Genomic DNA, 26,447 nt, shown 5'->3' on the forward strand with positions numbered 1-26,447 from the left:
CTGCGGCGCCAGTCGGCCACCGCAGCCTCTTTCTTACGTCGCCCTACTTCTTGCTGTAGCTGATGCGGTAGATCGCGCCGGCCCAGTCGTCGGCGACGAGGATCGAGCCGTCCTTGGCAAGGATGATGTCGTCAGGACGGCCGAGATAGCCCTGGTCGCCCTCGATCCAGCCGGAGGCGAACACCTCCTGCTTGGCGTTCTTGCCGTCGGGCCCGACGATCACGCGCATGATGCGACCGCCCTGGTACTTGTGGCGATTCCAGGAGCCGTGCTCGGCGATCAGGATGTTGTTCTTGTACTCGGCGGGGAATTGGTCGCCGGTATAGAACTTCATGCCGAGCGGAGCGACATGTGCGCCGAGGTTCAGCACGGGCGGCGTGAACTCGGAGCATTTGTGACCCATCGCGAACTTCGGATCGGGCAGGTCACCCTGGTGGCAATAGGGATAGCCGAAATGCTCACCCAACTTCGAGATCATGTTCAGCTTGTCGCTGGGCAGATCATCGCTGACCCAATCGCGCGCGTTCTCGGTGAACCAGTACTTGCCGGTGCGCGGATCGACGTCGCCGCCGACCGAGTTGCGGACGCCGAGCGCGTAGATTTCCGCATTGCCGGTCTTGGGATCGACGCGGCGGATCTGCGACACGCTGGTCGGGGGGACGCCGATGTTGAAGGGCGGTCCGAACGGAATGTAGAACCAGCCTTCCTTGTCGACCGCGATGTACTTCCAGCCATGCGCGGCATAGGACGGCATGTCGTCATAGACGACCTTGCCGTCGCCGAGCTTGTCCAGATTGGCTTCCGCGTTGTCGTAACGGATCAGCTTGTCGACGGCGATCACGTAGAGCGCACCGTCCTTGAAGGCGAGACCGGTGGGCATGTTCAGGCCCTTGAGGATGGTCTTGACCTCTTTCTTCCCGTTGTTGTCCTTGATGGCGTAGACGTTGCCGAGGCCGAACGAGCCGACGAACAGCGTGCCCTTGTCACCCCAGGCCATCTGCCGCGCCGCCAGCACGCCGGAGGCGTAGACCTCCATCTTGAAGCCTGCCGGCAGCTTCACCTTCTTGACGATGTTGGCGAGCTCGGCGTCGGACGCGCCGGTGGGCGGGCCCGAGGGCGGCGCGAGGCCCTTCTGCGCCTCGGTCTCGTCGCCGAGGAACCAGTCATCCGGCGGATGGGTCCAGAATTCCTTGGTGCCGGATTCGTACTTCTTCAGCGGTTTGCTTTTGTCCTGGGCATTGACGGTGCTGGTTCCCGCAAGAAGGGCAACCGCTGCAAGCGCCAACACGGATCGATGGATCATCGATTTCATCGCGTCACTCCCCTAAGGCAGCCGTCAGGGCTGCACATTATTTTGTTATGGCTAGTCGAGAGGCGAAGTATGGGTCTGCCCGACAGGCAGACGCAAAAAGGTTAGCACATCTGCGAGCGCTGAGAAGCGCGCCCCGTGCACTGCGGTTGCGCTCAATAAAAGTTGAGACGGATTTGCTTCAGGCGCGAGGCAGCCGACGGCAAAATGCTCTCGCTGCAACGCGGAATCGAAATGGCCCGTGGCTCATTTGCGGGCAGCCGGGGCCGGCTCGCACAAAAAATGCGAAAACAACCCCATGCACAGTAGAACGGCTCGGGCCGAGTTGCGCGCGGTGACGGCGGCCAGTCGTCTGATGCGTCGGGCAAAACGGCAATCAAGGCGCTTACGTGGCGACGGGGTAGGGCCCGCTCGCGAACACCGTGTCATGATAACCCTTCGACCCGACCTCGCGCGCCAGTGCGCTGCGAAAGTCGGTCCGCTCACGCAGGCTGTTCAGAACATGCGCGTAGTCGAACTCGGGCCGCCAGCCCAATTCGCGCCGCGCCCGCGCGTTGACATAGACGCGGTCGATCTCGGGGAATAGCCGCCAGCCACGCGCCGCATAGAGCTGCACACACTCCGGATAGAGCCCGCGCACGACACCGGCCGCGTCGCGCGCAACCGCGGCAAGATGGCGCGGCTCGAACGGGCTGGTGGCGGAGATGATGTAACGCGCAAAGCCGAGCTGCGGCGCGCGATCGACGGCAAGCAGATGGGCGCTCACCGCGTCCGCTATGTCCAGCCGGCGATAGAGCAGCTCGTTGGCCTGCGCGTTGTCCAGCGGGTAAGCCGTCCGCATCGCCGGATCGTCGTCCTCCTCCGGAAAGAAGCGCGAAGTCCTCAACACCACGACGGGCAGCCCGCGTTCGCGAAAGAACAGCTCGCACAAATTCTCCGCCATCAGCTTGGTCGTGCCGTAGATGTTCTTCGGGATCGGCGGCAAATCCTCGGTGACCCACACCGCGGCCTGTCCCGCCTCCGGCCGGAGCCGCGAGCCGAATGCGCTGGTGGTGCTGGTGAAGACAAGACTGCGCACGCCGGCCGCCGTGGCCGACTCGAGCAGATTGAGCGTGCCGGTGACGTTGGTGTCGATGAAGTCCTGCTTGCTGTGGGTCGCCACATGCGGCTTGTGCAGCGTCGCGGTGTGGATCACGGCCGTGACGCCCTCCATCTGGCGCCGCACGAAGTCGGGGTCGACGATCGAGCCAACGGCATCGGTGAAGAGCGATGGTTTCAGATCGACCCCGCGCACCGGCGACCCGCGCCCGCGCAGCGTGCGGAGAAGGGCCTCCCCGAGATGGCCTGCGCTACCGGTGACCAGAATTGTCATGTGGGATCCAACACAGCTGCCAGCAGCGTGAAAAACCACGATTCCGTCCAGATCGGCTGGATGCTCTGGCAAAAATTGGAGCGGGCGAAGGGGCTCGAACCCTCGACCCCGACCTTGGCAAGGTCGTGCTCTACCACTGAGCTACACCCGCATCCTGTGTCGGTCGCATGACTGCGCCGGCAACGGCTGTCGTATGCCAAAAGCGGAGGGCGAATGCAACAGCTACCGGCGGCATAGATTCGCATCTTCCGGCCCATATGAGGGCCCGAACCCGGCCGAATCGATCAAAAAAGCCTGGGAACCGCCGAATCGGCTGCGATGGATTGAAATTCGGCCGCCCCGGCCCAATTTTAGGGCCGACAGCGAAGCATATGAATTGGCGACGTGCTAAAGACCCGCCATTCCAGACAGACGAGGGGATCCCGTGACGATCATCGACCAGGGTAACGGAGCGGCGGGCCCGGCTGCGACCGATCTGATCAAGGACACCACCACCCAGACCTTCGTGAAGGACGTCATCGAGGAATCGAAGCGCCAGCCGGTGCTGATCGATTTCTGGGCGGAGTGGTGCGGCCCCTGCAAGCAGCTCACCCCCGTGCTTGAAAAGGCGGTCAAGGCGGCCAAGGGCAAGGTCAAGCTGGTCAAGATGAATATCGACCAGCATCCGGCGATCCCGGGCCAGATGGGCATCCAGTCGATTCCGGCGGTGATCGCCTTCGTCAACGGCCAGCCGGCCGATGGCTTCATGGGCGCTGTGCCGGAGAGCCAGCTCAACGCCTTCATCGACAAGCTCACCAAGGGCGTGACCGCGCCGGGCGAGCCGAACGTCGCCGAAATCCTGCAAGAGGCCGAGGCTGTGCTCGCCGAGGGCGATGCCGCCGCGGCCGCCCAGATCTACGCTGAAGTGCTGCAGCATGAATCGACCAATGTCGCGGCCCTTGCCGGGCTTGCGAAGTGCTACGCCGTCTCCGGCGCGATGGAGCAGGCCAAGCAGACGCTGGCCATGGTGCCGGAATCCAAGCGCAACGACCCCGCGGTGAAAGCGGTGCAGACCGCGATCGATCTCGCCGAGCAGGCGGAGCAGCTCGGGCCCGTCGCCGAGCTGGAACAGAAAGTCGCCGCAGACCCGCTCGATCATCAGGCACGATTCGACCTCGCCACCGCTCTCAACGCGCAAGGCAACCGCGCAGCCGCCACCGAGCAGCTGCTCGAGATCGTCAGGCGCGACCGCAAATGGAACGACGACGGCGCCCGCAAGCAGCTCGTGCAGTTCTTCGAGGCCTGGGGCGGCATGGATGATGCAACCGTCGACGGACGCAAGCGCTTGTCGACGATCCTGTTTTCGTAGGGCGGGGTTATTGCTGGAGCATGATCTTGTCGGAAAACCGCTGCACAGTTTGCGCCAACGCGGTCCTTCGAATCCGGATCATGCTCTAGCAGAGTCAGCGGGGGACCAGATGCCGATCAACATCGAATATCGCGGGCCCGCCGACCTTCCGGAGATCATTCCGCTGTTTCCGCTGCCGGGCGCGCTGCTGCTGCCGCGCGGCCAGATGCCGCTCAACATCTTCGAGCCGCGCTATCTTTCGATGGTCGATGATTCCTTGCGCGACGGCCATCGACTGATCGGCATGATCCAGCCCGACGCGGCGCACTCGCCGAAGAATTCCGACAAGCCGGCGCTGTTCCGGGTCGGTTGCGTCGGCCGCATCACCCAGCTCGCCGAATCCGGCGACGGCCGCTACATCCTCGAGCTCACCGGCGTCTCGCGCTTCAAGGTGGTCGAGGAACTGGAAGTGCTGACCGCCTACCGGCAATGCAAGGCGGATTTCTTCGCCTTCGTCGACGACTTCACCGCCCGCATGGGCGAGGACGAGGTCGATCGCGAGGCGCTGCTGGTGGTGCTGGCGGACTTCCTGAAAGCCAACAATCTCAAGGTCGACTGGGAAGGCGTCGAGAGCGCGCCCAACGAGGCGCTGGTCAACGCGCTGGCGATGATGTCGCCCTATGGCCCCGCGGAGAAGCAGGCCATGCTGGAAGCGCCCGACCTGAAGACCCGCGCCGAGATCTTGATCGCGGTCACCGAGATGGATCTCGCCAAGAAGCGCACCAGCGGCGATCCGCCGCTGCAGTAAGGGCCTGAACGCTCAGGCAGCGCGGACGGCTGCTCCGGCACCTCGCCGCAGCATTCTGGCGATGTCGGATGCAGGCATCGGCCGGCTGAAATAGTAGCCTTGCGTTTCTACGCACCCTTCCTCACAGAGGATATCCAGCTGCTCCTTCGTTTCAACGCCTTCGGCGGTCGTCGTCTTGCCGAGGCTGACTGCGAAACGAAGCACCGCTCGCGCGAGATGGCGCGCCTCTACCCTCGCGCTGGACAGTTCGTTGACGAAGCTGCGGTCGATCTTGATCTTGTCGAACGGGAACTTTTGCAGAAAGCTCAGCGATGAATAGCCGGTGCCGAAATCGTCCAGGGCGATTCGCACACCGAGCTCGCGTAATTGGCCGAGTACCGCGAAAACCGCTTCGCTGTCATGCATGATCACCGTCTCTGTGACCTCGATCTCAAGTCTGTGCGGCGCAACTCCCGAACTCGACAGCGCACCGATAACGACCGGAACAATCTCCGTGCTCCTGAATTGGGCGGGAGACAGGTTAACCGCGATCCTGACATGCGCAGGCCATTTGGCGGCTTCCGCACAGGCGGTTCTCAAAACCCATTCTCCCAGCGGCACGATCAAGCCGGTCTCCTCCGCAAGCGGGATGAATTCGCTCGGCATGACCAGACCTTGCTGCGGGTGATGCCAGCGTAGCAAGGCCTCGAAACCATTGACCTTGCCGGTCACGGGACTGACGAACGGCTGGTAATGGAGCTCGAACTGGCGGCCGGCAATCGCATTCCGCATGTCACGCTCCAGGTTGCGCCGCGCATGCATGAGCGCGTCGAGTTCCGGCTCGAAGAAACGGAATGCGCCACGTCCACCACTCTTGGCCGAGTAGAGAGCGAGATCGGCGCTCTTCATGATCACGTCGGGATCGTTGCCATCGCGTGGCGCGATGGCGATGCCGATGCTGGTGCCCACCGTGACCCGGTGATCGCCGAGATCGAACGGTTCGCAAAGCGCCTTTCTGATGTTCTCGGCAAGGGCGGCGGCCTCCACGGCCGGGTTGGTCACGTAATCAATCACCGCGAACTCGTCGCCGCCCAGCCGGGCAATCAACGCGGTTTCCGCGGTGCATTCGCGCAGACGCGCAGAAACGGCGCGCAACAGGGAATCACCCGCCGGATGTCCTAGCGTGTCGTTGACTTCCTTGAAGCGATCGAGATCGAGCATGAGTACAGCCAGATCGAGGCCGCCATTGCGCGTAACTGCAATGGCATGCTCCATCCGCTCCCTGAGCAGCACGCGATTTGGCAGATCGGTCAACGCATCGTGTTGTGCCATATGAGCGATCTTGGCCTCGGACCGGCGTTGCTCGGTGACGTCAAGATGCGTGGCCACCCACCCGCCGCCGGCCATGGGCTGTCGCGTCACGCAGATCAACCGACCATCCGCGAACTCGTCGATTCTGCTCGAGACTGCATCGAACGGCAACGCGGCCAGTTTCGAGAGGAATTGCACCGCAGCGCCTTCGCTGGTGTCGCTCTTGAGGATGCCAGTCACGACGCGATGCCTGATGATGTCGACGTGCGGCGTCCCCGCTCTCAGAAGCTCTGGTGGCAGCCGATAGAGCCGGGCATAGCGCTCGTTGCAGACGACAAGTCGCTTCTCCGCATCGAACATGCACAGGGCCTCGACCATGTTGTTGATGGCTGTATCGAGCCTGAGTTTCTGGTCCTGGATTTCCTGTTGCGAATCTTCCACCTGTTGCCTGGCGAGCGAGAGTTCGCTGATGATTTGCTCGAACCTGCTGGTTCGGGTCGCAAGGCGGCGATCCGCCAGCACGCCGACGAAGCTCATCCCGAGCACAGATAGGGCCACGCCAGCAATAGCCGCGGCGAGGAAGGCCGGAGAAAGCGACAATGTATCGTTTGCCAGCGTAGGGTCTGGAACGATCTGGACGGCCCCCATGGCCGTGAAATGGTGCGACACGATGGCGAGCGTCAGCAGCAGCGCCGCAGCAAAGGTCCCCCACTTGTCCTTGCGGCCCAGGGCAACCGCGAGCGCAGCGTACCCCAGGACCATGCCGAGGACGATCGAGATCAACACCAGCCCTGGCGACCAGGTCACACGACCCGGCACCTCGAGGGCCCACATGCCGATATAATGCATGCTTGCAATGCCGGCGCCGATAATGCCGCCACCGGCAGCTGCGCGCCACCGGCCGGAATTGGCGACCGCAACGCCAAAACCGCCTGAAGTCAGGATCATCGCCGCGGCGAGCGACAGCGCTGTCAGAACGAGGCCGTAATTGGTCGAGACGCCGGGCTCCTAGGCGAGCATTGCGACAAAATGCGTTGCCCAGATTCCGTAGCCGATGGCGGCGCCGGCAATCGCGATCCAGATCAACCGCGCCCAGGCTCGCGAGGCGATCGCACGATGAAAGATGCTGACCGCAACAATACTTGCAATGAAGCATACCAAGCCAGCAAGTACGACGAGTCGCCAATCGTGCTCGGCCGTAACGCAGGAAAAAACGCGGAACATCAAAATAGCGCTCCCTCGTCAATATCGTCGATGGTGAACGGGCTAAACATTCATCGCGTTAATTTTGTGCAACGCCTGATTGCATGCTTACCGGTGCGTTAACGCTGCTTGTCCAATTTGATTTGCGAAAATTTGCGCTCGAGGTGTAGCGCCATCGACGGCCGTCGAACGCGCAGTGATCGGCAACGAACGTCTAGAGGGGATTGCGAATGCGCTTGCGTCCGGTGATCATCGCGCGGATCAAGTTCTCGCGCTGGAGCAGCCCCATCAACAGCACGCCCAGCACGTGCAGCACGACCAGGACGATGACCGCGTCGGATGAATAATGGTGGGTGTCCTCGACCCACCAGACGCCGAAGAAGGTCACGGTCACCGACATCGCGCCCGTGATCGTCGAGACGGCGAGCGAGGCCAGCAGCGCCACCAGCATCAACGTGCCGGCGGGATTGAGCCCGATATAGCGGCCGGTGATGCCGCGGCGGAGATTCCAGAGGTAGCGCGGCGCGGCACGAAGCCTGACGCCGACCATGCGGAAACGCGAATAGCGGCTTCCCCGGAAACCCCAGACCAGTCGGAAAGCGAGAAGCCCGATCACGGTGTAGCCGACGATGCGGTGAAGGCCGTCATGGACGGTGGGCGTGAACCAGGCGGCCAGAATGCCGGCTGCGAGCGCCCAGTGCCAGAGGCGAAGCGGGAGGTCCCAGACCGCGACCGTCCGCGAGGTGGTTCGATCCGCGGGGGTCCGGCTGGACTCCCCGCGCGCGTCCGGTCCCGCTTCTTCGATCAAGCCCGCATCCCAGGACGTCACTTGACGCAATTCAATTGGCGATTCACTTGGCGATCGTGTGCTTCAGGCTGAGATCTTCGGGGCTGTAGAACAGCTCGTACAGCTTGCCTTCCTTGACGCCATAGACCTCGTAGCACGAGCCTTCGATCTTGGAGCGCCGCACCTCGTAACCGAGCGCCTTGGCCTTGGCTTCGGCTTCGCTCGCCGGCTTCCACGCCGCCTTGTCGAGCTTGGTGCAGTTCTTGAAACCGTCGGCCATCGCCGCCGATCCCGTGCCAATCCCGATCGTCAACGCAATGGCAACAACACGAATGACCTTCACGAACGTCTCCTCTTCTGTCGTGGACGCTACGCCTGGCGCGAAGCGGGACCGAAGGAAGCAAAGCACATGATGAAGTCAATCCGGTTCGGGGCCTGCAGGCTTTAGAGATATTCTAACGATCCGAAAAAGATCAGCGCTCTCCGTAAGCAGCATGCATTTGAAGGATCGATGCGGCCTTACGTCTCATGGGCTCGATGACGGCTCAATTTGGCGACGTCTCACCTAGTAGCCCGCAACGGCCATGGCGACGACGGCGCTGAGCGCCATCCAGCCGAAGTGCCGGCCGCGCGTGGCCCATGCGTTGGCGGCGGCGGAGAAGCCGAACACGACGGCCATGGTGGCGACGATCCAGTGGCGCGCCGGCTCCGAATCCATCCAGGGCACCGCGATCAGGAGCACGCCACCGCCGATCCAGGCGACGGTCGAGGCCTGCCAGACCAGGCGGATCAGGGTGCGGAGCCGCTCCGGCTCGATGCGGGCGCGGGCGAAGACCTTGGTCTCGCCGAGAATGCCATGGATGAGGGCCACGGCAATGGTCAGGACGCCGGCGCATTGGAGCAAGAGATCGCGCATCGTCGGAACTCCTCGAAATTTCACATCCATACACTTATGTATGGTGAGATAGGCGCTGGTGCGCCGCCTGTCAATACACTAGTGTATGGTCAGATTTCGGGAACCGGACATGACCGAACAGCTCTCCGCAGACGACTGGATCAGGGAGGGGCTCAAGGCACTCGCCAGGAGCGGCTTCGTTGCGCTGAAGGCCGATCCGCTGGCGAAAGCCATGGGCGTTTCGCGCGGCAGCTTCTACTGGCATTTCGTGGATCTCGGCGCGTTCCACGCCGCCGTGCTCAAGCGCTGGCGCGAGATCGCAGCCGAGCAGATCATTGCCGACGTCGAGGCCGCCACGGACGAGCCGCTGAAGGCCCTGCTCCGAAGATCGTTCGGCGCGCGGCTCGACCTCGAGCGCGCGGTCCGGAACTGGGCGGCGTTCGATGCGGCGGCGCAAGCGGCGGTCCGCGCCATCGACCGGCGCAGGCTCGACTATATCGAAGCGCTGCTGGCGAAGCGGGGGCTGGCCGCCGCGGCGGCGCAGGCCCGCGCGCAAATCCTGTACTGGACCTTTCTCGGCTTCGCGCTGTCCGGCGCACCGGTCCCGGCGGCGCGGCTCCAGGCCCTGCTCGACGAGGTCCTGCGGATGGTCTCCGCCTGAGCCCGCGGTGGGCGGATGCGGATTTCCATGCTAGAGGCAACCGACTGCCGGAGACACCCATGAACGCGCCCACCGAACGTCCCGAAGCCAGCGTCGATCCCAAATTGCTGGAGATCCTGGTCTGCCCGCTGACCAAGGGCCCGCTGGAGTTCGATTCCGCGAAGCAGGAGCTGATCTCGCGCAGCGCCAAGCTCGCTTATCCGATCCGCGACGGCATCCCCATCATGCTGCCGGAAGAGGCGCGCAAGATCGATTGATCCGATAGCCCTCATGGTGAGGAGGCGCGGCAGCGCCGTCTCGAACCATGAAAACCCTATTCTCACCTCGGCCTTCATCCTTCGAGACGCGCGCAAGCGCGCTCCTCAGGATGAGGGGCCAAGGCTTGCGCGATTGCTACAGCGCCTCGCCCTTCAGCAACCGCGGTATCTCGCCGGTCAGACCCGCGGCCTGGCGGATGAAGAGATTCTTGAGCGGCGGAGCGCGGTCGACGAGGCCGAGGCCGATGTCGCGAACGGTGCGCAGCAGCGTCGACTGGTTGGAGAACAGGAAGTTCAGCGAGTTGGTGGCAACGCCCATCGCCATGGTGTCGAAGCGGCGCCAGCGCTGGTAGCGCTCGAGCACGTCCGCTGCGCCGAGATCCATGCCGAGCCGCGCAGAATCGACGACGACCTCGGCCAGCGCCGCGACGTCCTTCAGCCCCATGTTGAGGCCCTGGCCCGCAATGGGGTGGATGACGTGCGCGGAATCGCCGACCAGCGCGAGGCGCTCGGCGATGAAGGAGCGTGCGACGAAATAGGACAGCGGAAACGCGCGCGGCTTGTCGAGCGCCTTCACCTCGCCGAGATGCAGGCCAAAGCGCTGCTCGAGCTCGGCGTGAAATTCCTCCTCGCTCAATGCGACGATGCGCGCAGCTTCGCTGCGCCGCTCGGTCCAGACCAGCGAGGAGCGCTTGCCGGATAGCGGCAGGATCGCGAACGGGCCCGCGGGCAAGAAGTGCTCTTCGGCGCGGCCTTCGTGATCGCGCTCGTGGCCGACGGTGACGACGATGCCGGACTGGTCATATTCCCAGCCATGGGTGGCGATGCCGGCGCGCTCGCGCAGCTTCGACCTTGCACCATCGGCGGCTACCAGCAGGCTCGCGGCAATGACGCTGCCGTCGCCGAGCGTCACGTCGATGCCTTCGCTGCGCGAATCGTAGGACGACACGGTGGTCGCGCGCAGATCGATGCCCTCGGCCTCGGCGCGCACCACCAGCGCATCGATCAGGCGGCGGTTCTCGACCATATGCGCGAAGGGCTCGCCCGGCGCGACGTCGCCGGCGAAATTCAGGAACACCGGACGGGTGGCGTCCTCCAGCTTGGAATCGGTGACGACCATGTCGAGGATCGGCTGCGCCTCGCCCCGGACGTCGTCCCAGGCGCCGATCGCCTCGAACAGGCGGCGGCAGGCGGCCACGATTGCGGTCGCGCGCGGGTCCCGGCTCGGGCGCGTGCCGAGCGCCGGATCGGCGACGATGACGGGAATCTCGGGCCCGAGCCCCTGGCGCAGCGCCAGCGCAAGCGCGAGGCCCGCAAATGCGCCGCCGCCAATGACAATGCTACCCTGTACCGACATACCCAGTTCCCGGCTAACGCTTCGCCTTTTCTTGGTCTTGCTAGCAGACTTGAGGTGGGCGAAACAGTGCGGTGAAACAAGGGCGGAAGGCCCTATTGTGTCATTCCGGAGCAGCGAATCCGGGACGGCAAGGGGAAAGCTCAATTCCATGTCCAAAAGCCTGATCGACCTGATCTCGATTCTCGACCTCGAACAGCTCGAGGTGAATCTGTTTCGCGGCAACAGTCCGAAGACGAGCTGGCAGCGGGTGTTCGGCGGCCAGGTGATCGGGCAGGCGATGGTCGCGGCGTGCCGCACCGTCGAGGGCCGGCTGCCGCATTCGCTGCATTGCTATTTCATCCTGCCGGGCGATCCGCAGATCCCGATCATCTACCAGGTCGAGCGCCTGCGCGACGGCAAGAGCTACTCGACGCGCCGCGTCACCGCGATCCAGCACGGTAACGCGATCTTCTCGATCATGGTGTCGTTCCATGCCGAGGAGGAGAGCGCGTTCGATCATCAGGACAGGATGCCCGACGTGCCGCCGCCGGAAAAGCTGACGGCGGAGGAAATAGCGAAGCAGCCGATGTTCAAGGAGATGCCGGAGTTCATCCGCCGCTACTATGAATCCGACCGTCCGATCGAGCTGCGCCCGGTCGAGCTCGGCCGCTATTTCGGCCAGAAGATCGAGGACGGCCGCATTCATGTCTGGATCAAGACCGCGGCAACGCTGCCGGACGATCCGGCGCTGCACATGTGCGCGCTGGCCTATGCGTCGGACTTCTCGCTGCTCGATGCGATCATGGCGCGCTACGGCCGCACGCTGTTCGACAAGCGCATGATGCCGGCGAGCCTCGATCACGCGATGTGGTTTCACCGCCCGTTCCGCGCCGACGAATGGCTGCTCTACGCGCAGGATTCGCCGAGCGCGCGAAGCGGCCGCGGCTTGACCCGTGGCTCGATCTTCAAGCCCGACGGCACGCTCGTGGCCTCCGTCGCGCAGGAAGGCTCCGTGCGCGAGCGCAGATGATCAGAAGCCGCGAGCGGCAGCCCCGCGGTCGACGAGTCCGAATTGCGACACGTACCAGCGGCCGTACCAGCGCAGCATCCACGGAATCGGGATGATCAAGCTACAGGCCAGCGAGAACACCACCGTACGCCACAGGACCTGCCAGCCAGTGCCGTTGAACACGATCTCGCGCCGCGTGCCCTCGGTATTGCGGCAGATCCAGCGCATCCAGAACACCAGCACCCAGGCCCAACCGATGATGGTGATGGTCGAGATGAGCATCAGCAGATACCAGCCGACATAGCCGATCGCACTACCCTGGAACGAGATCGGCAACCGCTCGCCGTTGGAGGAGAGATTGGCCACGATCCAGCGGAGGATCACCCAGGCGAGGAAGGCATTGATCACCGTCGCAACGAGCGGCGCGTACGAAATGCCGGTGGCGCCGGCATAGGTCAGGAGCGCGTTGGCCATCAACGCCCACCAGATGTCCATCGGCTGACCCGCGAAATCGAAATTCGGGCGGCCCGGCACCTGAATGTGCGACGTTATATATTTGTAGAACCAGACCGCGACCCACGGCGCCGGAATGACCAGGATCATGCCGATGACGAACACGATGGCCCGCCCAAGCAGACCGAACACGCTGAAATCAGCCGTCAGCGGTCCTTCGCCACCGGCGCCACCATAACCAGCGCGCCCCATCATCGGCGGACCGCCGGTCGGCACCATCGGAGGCGCGCCGCCGCCGATCAGTCCGGGAATTTCGGCGGCCTTCTGCCAGCCGGCCATGCCCTCCGACCACACCAGCGTATCCGGGCGCACAATTCCTTGCGCGATCAAGTCGCGGAATTGCCCTTCCGGGTAAGGCCCCTGCTGCTTGCCCTCGGATGCGTAGAACCAACTCGCCATGAAGCGTCCCCCCAAACATACTTTTGTACCGGCCGGGACGCTTCGGTTCACCGCATCCATGCCAAAAATGCATTGTGGAGGATGAACGGATGCCCTGTACAGAGGCGGCCGTTCACATGGCCAAACGTTTTTCCGCTTCAATCTGCAAGTTTTTTATGCCATTTGCCCGGAAAGATGCCAGATTGACGCGGCGCCGGGGACATACGGCGCGGCGCATCCCGGGGAATAGGCCTGACCATGAAACTCGTCGTCGCGATCATCAAACCCTTCAAGCTCGATGAAGTCCGCCAGGCGCTGACCGCGATCGGCGTCCACGGCATGACCGTGACCGAGGTGAAGGGCTATGGCCGCCAGAAGGGTCATACCGAGATCTATCGCGGCGCCGAATATGTCGTGAACTTCCTGCCCAAGCTGCGGATCGAGATCGCGGTCGCCTCCGATGTCGCCGACAAGGCGGTCGCGGTGATCACCGCGACGGCACGCACCGGGCAAATCGGCGACGGCAAGATCTTCGTCACGCCGATCGATCACGCGCTGCGCATCCGCACCGGCGAAACCGACAGCGACGCGCTCTAACTCGAACTACTTCGATCGCACCGGGCAACGACGCCACAGCGTGCGACGCAATCAATATGCTGGGGGAAACGACATGGCGGGATTGTTGCGCCGCGCGGCCGTTATGGCTGCGCCGATCGGATTTGCGTCGGTCATTGCCGCACCTGCCCATGCCGCGGAGTCCCAGATCAACACCGCCGACACCGCCTGGATGATCGTCGCCACCGCGCTGGTGCTGATGATGACGATCCCGGGCCTCGCGCTGTTCTACTCCGGCATGGTGCGCAAGAAGAACGTGCTCGCCACCATGGCGCAGAGCCTCGCCGCGGTGACGATGATCTCGATTCTCTGGGTCGCGTTCGGCTATTCGCTGTGCTTCGTCGGCGACGGCCCGTGGATCGGCACGCTCGACCGCTGGTTCCTCGCCGGCATGACCATGGACAGCGTCAATCCGGCGGCGAAGACGATCCCGGAAGCACTGTTCATGCTCTACCAGATGACGTTTGCGATCATCACCGTGGCGCTGGTCGCGGGCTCGGTTGCCGACCGGATGCGCTTCTCCGCCTATCTGCTGTTCTCCGTCGCCTGGTTCATCTTCGTCTACATTCCGCTGGCGCATTGGGTGTGGGGCGGCGGCTTCCTCGCCAGCATGGGCGTGCTGGATTTCGCCGGCGGCCTCGTGGTGCATCTGTCGGCCGGCACCGCCGGCCTCGTCGCCGCCAAGGTGATGGGACGCCGTCATGGCTACGGCACCGAAAATCTCTCGCCGTTCGATCTGTCGCTCGCCGTGATGGGCACCGGCCTGTTGTGGGTCGGCTGGTTCGGCTTCAACGGCGGCTCGGCGGGTGCGGCCAATTCGCGCGCGGTGCTGGCGATCATCGCGACCCATCTCGCAGCCTGCTCCGGCGCGCTGACCTGGGGCGCGATCGAATGGTCGACGCGGCGCAAGCCTTCAGTGCTCGGCATGATCTCCGGCGCGGTGGCCGGCCTCGGCACCATTACACCGGCCTCGGGATTCGTGGCCCCCTGGCACGGCATCGTCATCGGCATGATCGCGGGCCTCGTCTGCTACTGGGCCTGCACCTGGCTGAAGCACCGCTTCGACTATGACGATTCGCTCGACGTGTTCGGCGTCCACGGCATCGGCGGGCTGACCGGCACCCTGCTGGCCGGCGTGTTCGCCACCAGCGCGATCGGCGGCACCGCTGGCCTGTTCGAAGGCCATCCGCAGCAGCTCCTGATCCAGCTCTATGGGGTCGCCGTCACTTTCGTCTGGTCGGCAGGCGTGAGCTTCCTCCTGTTGAGGCTGGTCGGCCTGTTCGTGCCCTTGCGCGTATCCCGCGAGCACGAGCTCGAGGGCCTCGATATTTCGCAGCACGGCGAGGCGCTGCAATAGGCTGCAAACCAGCAGCGCGAAGCGCTAGACAGCCTGAGATCGCTTCGGGCTTGCATGACACATAAGTGTATGCTTATGTCTCGTCATGATCGAGGCAGACATCTTCAAGGCGCTGGCCGACCCGACGCGCCGCAAGGTCTTCGAAAAGCTCGCTGGCGGAAGCCTGAATGCCAGCGCCTTGCGCGATGGATTGGAGATCAGCCAGCCGGCGATGTCGCAGCATCTCGCGGTGCTGCGTGCGGCAGGCCTGGTGCGTGAACAGCGGCAGGGCCGCTTTGTGAACTACGAGGTCGATCCGGACGGGATCGCCACCATCGGGACATGGCTTGCGCGCTACCGCGCCTACTGGCCGAAACGCATGGAAGCTCTCGCCGATCTCTTGAAGGATATGGATCAATAAGGATCTGGATCAATGAGCGACGCAGTGAAGCCTGATCACCCCGACGCAGACTTGGTACTCGAAACAGACTTGGTGCTCGAATACGACCTCGATGCGCCGCCCGCAAAGGTCTGGCGCGCGGTGACCATTCCGGCCCTGCGCGAGCGCTGGCTGCCGGATTCCGACGTTGTGGGCATCGAGCCCGAATCATCGATCGTGGGCGAAGAGGTGCGCTACCGGCTTCGCGATTCCGAGCCGCCGTTTCGCGAAAGCCACGTCATCTTCCGGATCGAACCGAACGAAGCCGGCGGCACCCGCTTTCGCATCATCCAGCAAGCCTGCGACGACCATGCCAAGCTGCCGCAGGCGGCCAACAGCAATCGCTGCATGATGCGCGCGGCGGCCTGACCACAAACAGACTTTCATCACCTGCAAAAATGGAGGTCGCCGATGCGCGACATGCTTCAGCTCGTCCCTATGGTCGTCGAACAATCCGCCCGCGGCGAACGATCCTTCGACATCTACTCGCGGCTTCTGCGCGAGCGCATCATCTTCCTCAACGGCGAGGTCAACGATGCGATGTCCGGACTGGTCTGCGCGCAGCTGCTGTTCCTGGAGGCGGAGAATCCGAACAGGCCGATCAATCTCTACATCAATTCCTATGGCGGCGTGGTCACCAGCGGATTGGCGATGTACGACACCATGCAGTTCATCAAGGCGCCGGTCCATACGCTGTGCATGGGGACCGCGCGCTCCATGGGCTCGTTCCTGCTGATGGCCGGCGAACCCGGTCACCGCGCCGCGCTGCCCAATGCAAGCCTTCACGTGCATCAGCCGCTCGGCGGCTACCAGGGCCAGGCGTCCGACATCCTGATCCACGCCACCGAAATGCAGGAAACCAAGCGGCGCCTGATCCGGCTCTATGCGCAGCATTGCCGGCGCCCCGAGGAGGAGGTGGAACGGACCCTGGACCGCGACCACTTCATGACCGCGCAGCAAGGGGTCGAATGGGGACTGATCGACAGGGTTTTTGCCGAGCGCGACGCCGCCTGACGGGTCCAGCAATGGCCCTCAGCCGGATACCGGCTGAGCCTCGTTCTGCTCAAGCTGAACGAACGGTGTCGCGCATCTCGTGAGCAGAGACGCGGACGATCTCGGTATTTCGCGTCACGCCGAGGTACCGCTCCATATTCAGATACCATTCGACTGCCCGACACATGAGCAACAATGTGACGACAGCCTGTCGTGCCTGTTTTTTGACCAGGCATGACCACGGATTGAGCGCGACGTAATAGCGCACTGCACCGCAATACCCGCCAAACGCGAAAATGCCCGTTTTCATAGTCCGTTAGGCAACGCGCCCGATCTGGCACGGCATTTGATTCTAAGGGTCTCGGCTGTGCCCGCGTAGTGAACTTCTCCGTGGCGAACCAGTCGAGAAACGCCCGGCCACGTCCGGACCGGGCCCAAGCGGGGATAGGACCCATGAAAATTGTTATGGCGATTATCAAGCCATTCAAGCTGGAAGAAGTCCGTGACGCCCTGACCGCCATCGGCGTTCACGGTCTCACGGTGACGGAAGTCAAGGGATATGGCCGCCAGAAGGGCCATACGGAAATCTATCGCGGCGCCGAATATGCCGTGAGCTTCCTGCCCAAGATCAAGATCGAGGTGGCTGTCGCCTCCGACCAGGTCGACAAGACCATCGACGCCATCACGTCCGCCGCGAAAACCGGACAGATCGGCGACGGCAAGATCTTCGTCATCAATCTCGACCATGCGGTTCGCATCCGCACCGGCGAGGCCGATGCCGCGGCCCTCTGATTTCGCGCTCAACCTTATCCAATCAGGAGTGAATAAAATGACGTTCAAGCGTCCCTATGGCGCGGGATTGGCGGCTCTCGCAGTCGGCCTGTTCGCTGCGACCGCAGCCTATGCCGAGCCAACGGTCAACAAGGGAGACAACGCCTGGATGCTGACATCGACAGTGCTCGTGCTGTTGATGACGATCCCCGGCCTCGCGCTGTTCTACGGCGGCCTCGTCCGTTCCAAGAACATGCTCTCCGTCCTGATGCAGGTGTTCTACACCGTCTGCGTCGTCACCGTGATCTGGGCCGTGTACGGCTACAGCCTCGCCTTCACCGGCGGCTCCGACTTCATCGGCGGCTTCTCCAAGGCCTTCATGATGGGCGTCACCACCGATTCGAAGGCTGCGACCTTCTCGGTCGACGCCAACATCTCGGAGCTCATCTACATGTGCTTCCAGATGACCTTCGCGGCGATCACGCCCGCCCTCATCGTCGGCGCCTTCGCCGAGCGCATGAAGTTCTCGGCGATCGCTCTCTTCATCCCGCTCTGGGTCACGCTGATCTACTTCCCGATCGCGCACATGGTCTGGTACTGGCCCGGCCCGGACATGATCCAGGACGCTGCCAAGGCTCTGGCTGCTGCCACTGACGCTGCAGCGAAGACCGCGGCGCAGGCCAAGCTCGACGAGATCAACGCCGACGCCGGCTGGATCTTCAAGAAGGGCGCGATCGACTTCGCGGGCGGCACGGTGGTGCACATCAACGCCGGCATCGCAGGTCTCGTCGGCGCTCTCCTGATCGGCAAGCGCACCGGCTACGGCAAGGAGCTGATGGCTCCGCACTCGCTGACCATGTCGATGATCGGCGCCTCGCTGCTCTGGGTCGGCTGGTTCGGCTTCAACGCCGGCTCCAACCTCGAAGCCAACGGCGGCGCAGCCCTCGCCATGACCAACTCCTTCGTCGCCACCGCAGCCGCCGCGCTGTCGTGGATGTTCGCGGAGTGGATCATCAAGGGTCATCCGTCGGTACTCGGCGTCATCTCCGGCGCAGTCGCGGGCCTCGTGGCCGTCACGCCTGCCGCCGGCTTCTCCGGCGTGATGGGTGCGATCGTCCTCGGCCTCGTTGTCGGCGTGGTCTGCCTGTTCTTCTGCACCGTCGTGAAGAACGCGCTCGGCTACGACGACTCCCTCGATGTGTTCGGCGTGCACTGCGTCGGCGGCATCATCGGCGCCCTCGGCACCGGCATCCTGGTCAACCCGGCTCTCGGCGGCGCGGGCATCATCGACTACACCGCGATCCCGCCGAAGGTTGCCGATTACGACTTCACGGCGCAGATGATCTCCCAGATCGAGGCCGTCTGCACCACGCTGGTGTGGTCGGGCGTCGGTTCGGCGATCCTCTACAAGGTCGTCGATGTGATCGTTGGCCTCCGCGCCAATGTCGAGACCGAGCGTGAAGGCCTCGACATCACCGAGCACACCGAGCGCGCCTACAACATGTAAGTCTCCTCCCGGGCGCGGCCTCCTCGGGGGTCGCACCCACAACTACGGTTTGGGGCACATACCCGGCAATGTCCCGACCGTTGAGGGGCTCCAGCGCAAGTTGGAGCCCCTTTCTTTTTGGAACGGGCGCAAAAGAAAAGGATTGCCATTCCGCCCCGACGGCGCAGAAATATCGACCACAAGAACAACAATCGGGAGGTCGTCATGCGTTTGGAAGGCGGATGCTATTGCGGTGAAGTGCGCTATGTCGCCGAGGGCGATCCGATGATGCAGGCGCAGTGTCATTGCCGCGAGTGCCAGTACATCTCGGGCGGGGCGCCCAACACCTTCATCGCGATGCCGGCGGCGAGTTTCAGCTACATCACCGGACAACCCAAGCAGTTCACGCGCAAGGACCTCGAGCGCGCAGTGACGCGCGAGTTCTGCGCCGAGTGCGGCACCCATCTGGTCACCAAGGTTCCAGGCCTGCCCGCCGCGATCGTGAAGGTCGGCACCCTGGACGAGCCCGCGCAGTTCCATCCGCAGATGGCGATCTACACCTGCGACAAGCAGGAGTTTCACGCGATCCCCGCCGGCATGGCGACATTCGAGAAGCTGCCGGGGCACTGAAGGTCGAATCGAGCCCGGAAAACGGTGTGCTCCCTCTCCCGCAAGCGGGGGAGGTTGGAACAGCCGCGCATCCCGTTGTTATCCGGCCTCATTATTCCTGCTCTGGACGGAGCCGGCGACCGATGGTTAATCGCGTCTTAACCTCGCCCTATCTATGGTGAACTGAACCGCTTCCCGCCGGCGCCTTGGTGCGACCGGCTGTTCCAAGAGTGCTGGCGTCCAGAATGGCTATGATCGCTTCATCCCGTGCGCCGCTGGAAGGTGGAAGCTCCGATAGCGAACGCTCTCCCTTCGTCCGGCTGAACGAGCTGCTGGCCCCCCATCAGCCGGGTAAGCCCTTGATTAGCCTCGCCGTCGGCGAGCCGCAGCATCCCGTGCCTGACTTCGTCGGCCCGGTCCTTGCCAAGCACATCGCCGATTTCGGCCGTTACCCCGCGAACAAGGGCACGGACCCGTTCCGCAAGGCCGCCTGCGCCTGGCTGTCGTCGCGCTTCAAGCTGCCGCGGCCGCTCGACCCCGAGAACGAGATTCTCGTCCTCAATGGCAGCCGCGAGGGGCTGTTCCTCGCCGCGATCGCGGCGGTCCGCTACGTCGGCCCGCGCCCCGGCAAGCCCGCCATCCTGATGCCGAACCCGTTCTATCCGGTCTATGGCGCCGGCGCCGGCGCAGCCGGCTGCGAGCCGGTCTATCTGCCGACCACGGCCGAGAACGGCTTCCTGCCCGATCTCGACGCCATCGACGAGGCGACCCTGGCGCGCACGGTGGCGTTCTATCTGGCCTCGCCTGCCAATCCGCAGGGCTCGGTCGCCAAGCCCGACTATTTCCGGCGGTTGAAGCAGCTCGCCGACCGCTACGGCTTCGTGATCCTCAGCGACGAGTGCTATTCCGAGATCTACACCCGAGAGGCACCGGGCAGCGCGCTGGAATGCGCCGGCCCCGACTTCACGCGCGTGGTTGCGTTCCAGTCGCTGTCGAAGCGCTCCAACCTGCCCGGCCTGCGGGTCGGCTTCGCCGCCGGCGACAAGAGATTCATCGGAATGTTTCTCGAGCTGCGCAACATCGCTGCGCCGCAGGTGCCGGTGCCGCTCCAGCATGTCGCAACCGTCGCCTATGGCGACGAGGCGCATGTCGAGGAGAACCGCAGGCTCTACCGGATCAAGTTCGATCTCGCCGACCAGATCATCGGCAATCGTTACGGCTATCGCCGGCCCGACGCCGGCTTCTGCGTCTGGCTCAACACGTCAGAGCTCGGCGACGACGTGTCGGTGTGTCTGAAACTCTTCACGCAAGCAGGCGTGCGCGTGGTGCCCGGCAGCTATCTGGCGCGGCTCCAGCCCGACGGCTTCAATCCCGGCGCAGGCTACATTCGCCTCGCGCTGGTGCAGGATGGCGAGACCACGGCGCAGGCGCTGCACCGGCTGGTCGAGACTCTGGGTTAGGCGGGCCCATGAGCATGTCGGCAATCGAACGAGTCATTCCACTGGTCGGCCATCTGCCGGCGTCGATCCGCGAGGGGCTGGCGCGGCGCGCGCGCGAGCTCGCGGGTCTCGGCCTGATCGTGCTGTCGGGCATCGCCTCGGCTGCGCTGATGACCTGGTCGGTGCAGGATCCCAGCCTCAGCCACGCGACCTCGCGCCCGATCCGCAACATTCTCGGCTATGCCGGCGCGATCGGCGCCGACCTCGCGATGCAGATCCTCGGACTCGGCGCGATCATGCTGGTGCTGACGGTCGCGGTCTGGGGCTGGCGCATGCTGACCCATCGGCCGTTCGATCGCGAGGCGCTGCGGATCGGTTCGTGGATTCTCTGCACGGTGATCGCGGCAGGCTTCGTCAGCTGCTGGCCGCATGGCGGCGCATGGCCGCTGCCGACCGGCCTCGGCGGTGTCGTCGGCGACGCGCTGGTGCGCGCGCCCGCGGTGATTTTCGGGCCGCCGGGCACGATCTACCGCATGGTGCTGGGCGCGATCCTGTTCGCCGCGATGGCTGCGACCTTCCTGATGGCCTGCGGCCTTGGCGCACGCGCGCATGACGACCACCTCACGGAGATCGAGGACGACGACAAGCCGCTCGACGAGGACGAGGAGAGCGACCGCGGCTCGGTGTCGCTGGGCTGGCTGTTCCACGCGTTGATGAGCACCAAGGCGCGGCTGATCTGGCTGCTTGGCGCCGCTTACCGCTCGCTGGTCTCAAGCGGGCCGAAGACCAGGGCCGTTTCGTTCAGCCGCCAGGAGCCAAATCTCGGCGGCAGCGGCCGCACAGCACCGCCAATCTCGCCGCAGTCCGCAAACGAGGATGACGAGGACGAGCCCGAAGACGAGGACGAGGAGGAGGAAGAGGAGGAGCCGGCCGCGCGCGCCCCGCGCAAGAAGGCTGTACCGAAGGCCGCTTCCAGGAAATCCTCCGACAAGTTCGAGCTTCCGTCCGTCTCCGTGCTGGCCGCGCCGAAGGCCGGCGATCGCCAGCCGCTCAGCAAGGCCGAGCTGGAAGCCAATTCGCGCTCGCTCGAAGGCGTGCTCCAGGACTTCGGCGTGCGCGGCGAGATCGTGAAGGCCAATCCGGGTCCCGTGGTCACGCTGTACGAGCTGGAGCCGGCGCCCGGCATCAAATCATCGCGCGTGATCGGACTTTCCGACGACATCGCCCGCTCGATGAGCGCGCTGTCGGCGCGCGTCGCCGTCGTGCCCGGCCGCAACGCCATCGGCATCGAGCTGCCGAACGCGCATCGCGAGAAGGTGTATCTGCGCGAGCTTCTGGTCGCCAAGGAGACCGTCGACACGGTTGCGAAGCTGCCGCTCTGCCTCGGCAAGACCATCGGCGGCGACCCCGTCATCATCGACCTCGCGCGCACACCGCACATGCTGATCGCCGGTACCACCGGCTCCGGCAAGTCGGTCGCCATCAACACCATGATCCTCAGCCTGGTCTACCGGCTGCGGCCCGACCAGTGCCGACTGATCATGGTCGATCCGAAGATGCTCGAACTCTCCGTCTATGACGGCATTCCCCATCTGCTCACGCCCGTCGTGACCGACCCGAAGAAGGCGGTGGTCGCGCTAAAATGGGCCGTGCGCGAGATGGAAGAGCGCTACAAGAACATGGCCAAGCTCGGCGTGCGCAACATCGACGGCTACAACACGCGCCTGCTCGAATTGAAGGCAAAGGGCGAGGAGCCGACGCGCACGGTGCACACCGGCTTCGACAAGGAGACCGGCAAGGCGATCTACGAGGAAGAAAAGCTCTCGCTCGACCCGCTGCCCTACATCGTCATCATCGTCGACGAAATGGCCGACCTGATGATGGTCGCCGGCAAGGACATCGAAGGCGCGGTGCAGCGTCTCGCGCAGATGGCGCGCGCCGCCGGCCTGCACGTGATCCTCGCGACGCAGCGTCCGTCGGTCGACGTCATCACCGGCACCATCAAGGCGAACTTTCCGACCCGCATCGCCTTTCAGGTCACCTCCAAGATCGACAGCCGCACCATTCTCGGCGAGATGGGCGCCGAGCAGCTGCTCGGCCAGGGCGACATGCTCTACATGGCCGGCGGCGGCCGCATCAGCCGCGTGCACGGCCCGTTCGCGTCGGACGAGGAAGTCGAGAAGGTGGTGCGTCACCTCAAGACGCAGGGCCAGCCGGAATATCTCGAAGCTGTCACCGCCGAAGAGCCGACCGAGGACGAGGATGGTGGCGCCGTGTTCGACGCCAGCGGTATGGGCGCGGATGGCGGCGGCGATCTATTCCAGCAGGCCGTTGCGATCGTCAAACGCGACCGAAAGGCCTCGACCAGCTACATCCAGCGCCGCCTGCAGATCGGCTACAACCGCGCCGCATCGCTGATGGAACGCATGGAACTGGAAGGCATCGTCGGACCCGCCAACCACGCCGGCAAGCGCGAGATTCTGGTCGAGGAAGAAGACAGCCACATGTGAGGCGAACGGCCTCAAACGTGATCTCACACAAAATCGATATCTGCTTTTGCCCGAAACCACGGTAAAAGGGCGCCCAGCCATACAGGACGACGCGTTGATCAGACCTCCGGACATACGATTCGCTGCCACCATCGCCGCGCGAAGCGCGCGCGTGGCCGGCGTGCTTCTCGTCGCCGCCGCGATGGTGACCACGGCATCGTTCGCGCAGAACGTTCCCGTGCCGAAGCCCGCGCCGAAGGGCCGCGACAATGCTCCGCCCTCGGGGGGGCCATCGATTACCGGGGCGACCCAGACGCCGCCGAACCCGGTGATCCCGGATCCACGCCGCAACGTGCCGAGCAGCATCTTCCAGACCTTCGATGCCAACCAGAAGGCGCAGGCTGCCAAGGTCAGCGCCTATCTGTCCTCGGTCTCGACGCTGGTCGGGAATTTCGTCCAGGTCGGTCCCGACGGCAGCAAGACGCAAGGCGACTTCTACATTCAGAAGCCCGGCAAGATGCGCGTCGAGTATGATGCGCCGAGCCCGATCGACATCGTCGCCGACGGATCGTCGGTCGTGGTGCGCGACCGCAAGCTGGCGACGCAAGACGTCTATCCGCTGTCGCAGACGCCGCTACGTTTCCTGCTGTCGGACCGGATCGACCTCATGAAGGACACCAACGTCGTCAACGTGACGGCGGACGATCTCTTCATCAGCGTCACCATCGAGGAGAGGCAGGCGGTCGTCGGCACCAGCCGACTGCTGCTCATGCTCGGCGCCAAGGACGGCCAGCTCAAGCAATGGACCGTGACCGACCCGCAGGGCTACGACACCACTTTTGCGGTCTATAATCTCGACACCAGCAAGAAGCTCGATCCCAACATGTTCAAGATCGACTTCACAAATTACAGCGTCCCGTCGCCGGGATAGGTGCCGCAGGGTGGGCAAAGCGAAGCGTGCTCACCATTAATCCAGCCCCGGAAAAGACGGTGGGCACGTCGCTTTGCGCCTTTGCCCACCCTACGATGGCTTGCTAAGACGCACTCCTCATGCGTCTTTCCCTGACAAGCTGGAACATCAATTCGGTGCGGCTGCGCATCGAACTGGTCGCGAAGTTTCTGAAGAGCGCACGGCCGGACGTGCTGTGCCTCCAGGAGACCAAATGCATCGACGATGCCTTTCCGCTGAAGCGCTTCAAGCGGCTCGGCTATGAGCACGTCGCGCTGAACGGGCAGAAGGGCTATCACGGCGTCGCCATCGTCTCGAAGATTCCGTTCGAATCGAAGGACATCCGCACCTTCTGCGACAAGGTGGATTCGCGCCACATCTCCGTGTCCTTCGGGGCGCAGGCCGGCATCGCAAAGCCGCTGGTGCTGCATAATTTCTACGTTCCCGCCGGCGGCGACATTCCCGATCCCGCGCTGAACGAGAAATTCGACCACAAGCTCCGCTTCCTCGACGAGATGAAGGCGTGCGAGCCGCTGCATCCGCGCGGCGAGGACCGGCACATCCTGGTTGGCGATCTCAACGTCGCCCCGCACGAGAACGATGTGTGGTCGCACAAGCAGCTTCTGAAAGTGGTCTCGCACACGCCGATCGAAACCGAGAAGCTCAAGGCGGCGCTCGAAGCCGGCGAGTGGGTCGACGTTGCGCGCGATCGCATCCCGATGTCGGAGAAGGTCTACACGTGGTGGAGCTACCGCTCCGCCGACTGGACCGTCGGCGACCGCGGCCGCAGGCTCGACCACATCTGGGTCTCGCGTGCGCTGAAGGACGCGGTCAGTGATTTCAACATCCTGCGCGACGCGCGCAGCTGGGAGCGTCCGTCGGACCATGTGCCGGTGACGGTGACGCTGGAGGTGTGATTTCGGCAGGCCGGTCACCCGCTCAGGACGTCAGCTTCGCACCCGCCATCAGGATATCGCTGGCGATCTGGCTGGAGCGGACCGCGAATTCGTCGCGCAGGCGCACCGCGGCGGCAGGGTCGCTCTCGAGCACGCGCTGGAACAGGCTGCGCGCGACGCGGATGACGGAGGCGTGCTCGATCGCGATCGCGCTCGACGGCCGCTTCATCGGCACCACCAGCGCAAGCTCGCCGATCAGCGCACCGGGACCAGCGATCATCTCCGCGCCGGCGCCATCGTCAACCCGGAAAGCGCCGCGCTGGACCACGAAGCCGGCATCGGCGTCGTCACCGAGATTGAACAGGATGTCGCCGCGGACGAAGTCGCGCTGCTCGGAGCCGATTGCCAGCATGCGCAACGAAGCCTCTCCCAACAGGCGCAGTGTCGGGACACGCTCGAGAAGCGCTACATCGTCGTCGATTGACATTCAGGTCCGAGGCTCGAGGGCACGCAATCTAAAACGATTCGCATGCCCCTGAAGCGTATCACGGCACCAGCTTGTAGCCACCGGCTTCCGTGACCAGGATCTCCGGGTTGGCGGCGTCCTTCTCGATCTTCTGGCGGAGGCGGTAGATGTGGGTTTCCAGCGTGTGGGTGGTGACGCCGGAATTGTAGCCCCAGACCTCCTGGAGCAGGGTCTCGCGCGAGACCGGCATCTGGCCGGCCCGGTAGAGGAAACGGAGGATGGCGGTTTCCTTCTCGGTCAGCCGGACCTTGCGCGCGTTGGCGGCGGTCAGCATCTTGGAGCCGGGACGGAAGGAGTAGGGGCCGACCGAGAACACCGCGTCCTCGCTGGCCTCGTGCTGGCGGAGCTGGGCCCGGATGCGAGCCAGCAGCACGGCAAAGCGGAAGGGCTTTGCGACATAGTCGTTAGCGCCGGATTCCAGCCCCAAAATCGTGTCGGAATCGGTATCATGCCCGGTGAGCATGATGATCGGGGCCTTGAAGCCGCCCTTGCGCAGCGAACGGACAACCTCACGGCCGTCAGTATCGGGCAGGCCAACATCCATCAGGACGAGATCGGGGGCATTGGCCTTCGCGGCGCTCGCGCCCTTGGCGCCGGTATCGACGGCGGAGGCTTCAAATTCTTCGTGCAGCGATAATTGCTCCACCAACGTATCGCGCAGATCGGTATCGTCATCCACGATCAGGATCTTGCGGGCATTGGCCATAGGGGGTCATCCTTTTGGGGCCGGCTCGGCGCGCATCCAATGCTGCAC

At 64.1% G+C, this 26,447-nt stretch carries 26 protein-coding genes, 1 tRNA gene and 1 pseudogene; 17 read left to right on the forward strand and 11 right to left on the reverse strand.

What is annotated here, in order from left to right:
- Nucleotides 1-43: 43 nt before the first annotated feature.
- The 3 genes from NR187_RS21100 to NR187_RS21110 form a co-directional block, all read right to left on the reverse strand.
- The gene (locus NR187_RS21100; protein ID WP_211383731.1) at nt 44-1,312 is read right to left on the reverse strand and encodes a sorbosone dehydrogenase family protein; all 1,269 of its coding nucleotides are present in this window, start codon (nt 1,310-1,312) and stop codon (nt 44-46) included.
- Nucleotides 1,313-1,694: 382 nt separating this feature from the next.
- On the reverse strand, nt 1,695-2,681 hold the full coding sequence (locus tag NR187_RS21105; RefSeq protein WP_211383732.1) for an NAD(P)-dependent oxidoreductase: 987 nt from the start codon (nt 2,679-2,681) through the stop codon (nt 1,695-1,697).
- Between the two features lie 76 nt (nt 2,682-2,757).
- Nucleotides 2,758-2,832 (reverse strand) — tRNA-Gly (locus NR187_RS21110).
- Between the two features lie 273 nt (nt 2,833-3,105).
- On the opposite strand from NR187_RS21110, the gene trxA reads away from it, so the two are divergent.
- Nucleotides 3,106-4,029, forward strand: a complete 924-nt coding sequence (gene trxA / locus NR187_RS21115; RefSeq protein WP_211383733.1) for a thioredoxin — start codon at nt 3,106-3,108, stop codon at nt 4,027-4,029.
- 109 nt (nt 4,030-4,138) lie between these two features.
- A complete protein-coding gene (locus NR187_RS21120) occupies nt 4,139-4,816 on the forward strand; it encodes an LON peptidase substrate-binding domain-containing protein (protein ID WP_211383734.1) in 678 nt (225 codons plus the stop codon).
- Nucleotides 4,817-4,828: 12 nt separating this feature from the next.
- Here the strand turns inward: NR187_RS21120 and NR187_RS21125 are convergent.
- The 4 genes and pseudogenes from NR187_RS21125 to NR187_RS21140 form a co-directional block, all read right to left on the reverse strand.
- Nucleotides 4,829-7,330: pseudogene (locus NR187_RS21125) on the reverse strand (EAL domain-containing protein).
- Nucleotides 7,331-7,523: 193 nt separating this feature from the next.
- Nucleotides 7,524-8,117 carry a cytochrome b/b6 domain-containing protein gene (locus NR187_RS21130; protein ID WP_256807459.1) on the reverse strand — a complete coding sequence of 198 codons (594 nt, stop codon included), beginning with the start codon at nt 8,115-8,117 and terminating at the stop codon, nt 7,524-7,526.
- 43 nt (nt 8,118-8,160) lie between these two features.
- A complete protein-coding gene (locus tag NR187_RS21135) occupies nt 8,161-8,439 on the reverse strand; it encodes a PepSY domain-containing protein (RefSeq protein WP_211383737.1) in 279 nt (92 codons plus the stop codon).
- Nucleotides 8,440-8,661: 222 nt separating this feature from the next.
- Entirely contained in the window at nt 8,662-9,012 is a 351-nt protein-coding gene (locus NR187_RS21140; RefSeq protein ID WP_211383738.1) for a hypothetical protein, read from the reverse strand.
- 109 nt (nt 9,013-9,121) lie between these two features.
- Here NR187_RS21140 and NR187_RS21145 point away from each other — a divergent pair, with 109 nt between their 5' ends.
- Both NR187_RS21145 and NR187_RS21150 read left to right on the forward strand, forming a co-directional pair.
- Nucleotides 9,122-9,652, forward strand: a complete 531-nt coding sequence (locus NR187_RS21145; RefSeq protein ID WP_211383739.1) for a TetR/AcrR family transcriptional regulator — start codon at nt 9,122-9,124, stop codon at nt 9,650-9,652.
- A 59-nt stretch (nt 9,653-9,711) separates the two neighbouring features.
- Nucleotides 9,712-9,909: a Trm112 family protein gene (locus NR187_RS21150; RefSeq protein ID WP_007598651.1), complete on the forward strand. Its 198-nt coding sequence runs from the start codon at nt 9,712-9,714 to the stop codon at nt 9,907-9,909.
- A gap of 136 nt (nt 9,910-10,045) precedes the next feature.
- Here NR187_RS21150 and NR187_RS21155 read toward each other — a convergent pair whose 3' ends face one another.
- Complete coding sequence (locus NR187_RS21155; RefSeq protein ID WP_211383740.1) at nt 10,046-11,266, reverse strand: ubiquinone biosynthesis hydroxylase; 1,221 nt, start codon at nt 11,264-11,266, stop codon at nt 10,046-10,048.
- Nucleotides 11,267-11,414: 148 nt separating this feature from the next.
- Between NR187_RS21155 and tesB the strand changes: the two genes are divergently transcribed.
- Entirely contained in the window at nt 11,415-12,275 is an 861-nt protein-coding gene (gene tesB, locus NR187_RS21160; protein ID WP_211383741.1) for an acyl-CoA thioesterase II, read from the forward strand.
- Here tesB and NR187_RS21165 read toward each other — a convergent pair whose 3' ends face one another.
- Nucleotides 12,276-13,166 carry a DUF4339 domain-containing protein gene (locus NR187_RS21165; protein WP_211383742.1) on the reverse strand — a complete coding sequence of 297 codons (891 nt, stop codon included), beginning with the start codon at nt 13,164-13,166 and terminating at the stop codon, nt 12,276-12,278.
- Between the two features lie 237 nt (nt 13,167-13,403).
- Here NR187_RS21165 and NR187_RS21170 point away from each other — a divergent pair, with 237 nt between their 5' ends.
- The 12 genes from NR187_RS21170 (at nt 13,404) to xth (ending at nt 25,188) form a co-directional block, all read left to right on the forward strand.
- Complete coding sequence (locus NR187_RS21170) at nt 13,404-13,742, forward strand: P-II family nitrogen regulator (protein ID WP_008142802.1); 339 nt, start codon at nt 13,404-13,406, stop codon at nt 13,740-13,742.
- Between the two features lie 73 nt (nt 13,743-13,815).
- Nucleotides 13,816-15,117 (forward strand): ammonium transporter, encoded by a 1,302-nt coding sequence (locus NR187_RS21175; RefSeq protein ID WP_256807461.1) that lies wholly within the window; start codon nt 13,816-13,818, stop codon nt 15,115-15,117.
- A gap of 85 nt (nt 15,118-15,202) precedes the next feature.
- Complete coding sequence (locus NR187_RS21180; RefSeq protein WP_211383744.1) at nt 15,203-15,517, forward strand: helix-turn-helix transcriptional regulator; 315 nt, start codon at nt 15,203-15,205, stop codon at nt 15,515-15,517.
- A gap of 12 nt (nt 15,518-15,529) precedes the next feature.
- Nucleotides 15,530-15,904 carry an SRPBCC domain-containing protein gene (locus NR187_RS21185; protein WP_211383745.1) on the forward strand — a complete coding sequence of 125 codons (375 nt, stop codon included), beginning with the start codon at nt 15,530-15,532 and terminating at the stop codon, nt 15,902-15,904.
- Between the two features lie 42 nt (nt 15,905-15,946).
- Entirely contained in the window at nt 15,947-16,549 is a 603-nt protein-coding gene (locus NR187_RS21190) for an ATP-dependent Clp protease proteolytic subunit (RefSeq protein ID WP_211383746.1), read from the forward strand.
- A gap of 432 nt (nt 16,550-16,981) precedes the next feature.
- Entirely contained in the window at nt 16,982-17,320 is a 339-nt protein-coding gene (locus tag NR187_RS21195) for a P-II family nitrogen regulator (protein WP_008142813.1), read from the forward strand.
- Nucleotides 17,321-17,357: 37 nt separating this feature from the next.
- Nucleotides 17,358-18,806 (forward strand): ammonium transporter, encoded by a 1,449-nt coding sequence (locus tag NR187_RS21200; protein WP_211383747.1) that lies wholly within the window; start codon nt 17,358-17,360, stop codon nt 18,804-18,806.
- A 204-nt stretch (nt 18,807-19,010) separates the two neighbouring features.
- Entirely contained in the window at nt 19,011-19,415 is a 405-nt protein-coding gene (locus NR187_RS21205; protein WP_211383748.1) for a GFA family protein, read from the forward strand.
- A gap of 224 nt (nt 19,416-19,639) precedes the next feature.
- Nucleotides 19,640-20,854 (forward strand): aminotransferase class I/II-fold pyridoxal phosphate-dependent enzyme, encoded by a 1,215-nt coding sequence (locus NR187_RS21210; RefSeq protein WP_211383749.1) that lies wholly within the window; start codon nt 19,640-19,642, stop codon nt 20,852-20,854.
- An 8-nt stretch (nt 20,855-20,862) separates the two neighbouring features.
- Complete coding sequence (locus NR187_RS21215) at nt 20,863-23,343, forward strand: DNA translocase FtsK (RefSeq protein WP_211383750.1); 2,481 nt, start codon at nt 20,863-20,865, stop codon at nt 23,341-23,343.
- Between the two features lie 151 nt (nt 23,344-23,494).
- Nucleotides 23,495-24,253 carry an outer membrane lipoprotein carrier protein LolA gene (locus tag NR187_RS21220; RefSeq protein WP_211383751.1) on the forward strand — a complete coding sequence of 253 codons (759 nt, stop codon included), beginning with the start codon at nt 23,495-23,497 and terminating at the stop codon, nt 24,251-24,253.
- Nucleotides 24,254-24,372: 119 nt separating this feature from the next.
- The gene (gene xth / locus NR187_RS21225; RefSeq protein ID WP_211383752.1) at nt 24,373-25,188 is read left to right on the forward strand and encodes an exodeoxyribonuclease III; all 816 of its coding nucleotides are present in this window, start codon (nt 24,373-24,375) and stop codon (nt 25,186-25,188) included.
- Nucleotides 25,189-25,210: 22 nt separating this feature from the next.
- On the opposite strand, the gene NR187_RS21230 is transcribed toward xth, so the two are convergent.
- Together NR187_RS21230 and NR187_RS21235 are read right to left on the reverse strand one after the other, a co-directional pair.
- Nucleotides 25,211-25,654, reverse strand: a complete 444-nt coding sequence (locus NR187_RS21230) for a cyclic nucleotide-binding domain-containing protein (RefSeq protein ID WP_211383753.1) — start codon at nt 25,652-25,654, stop codon at nt 25,211-25,213.
- 58 nt (nt 25,655-25,712) lie between these two features.
- Complete coding sequence (locus NR187_RS21235) at nt 25,713-26,399, reverse strand: response regulator transcription factor (RefSeq protein WP_007598630.1); 687 nt, start codon at nt 26,397-26,399, stop codon at nt 25,713-25,715.
- Nucleotides 26,400-26,447 lie beyond the last annotated feature (48 nt).

The sequence above is a fragment of the Bradyrhizobium sp. Bra64 genome, from assembly GCF_024519875.1.
GTDB lineage: Bacteria > Pseudomonadota > Alphaproteobacteria > Rhizobiales > Xanthobacteraceae > Bradyrhizobium > Bradyrhizobium japonicum_G.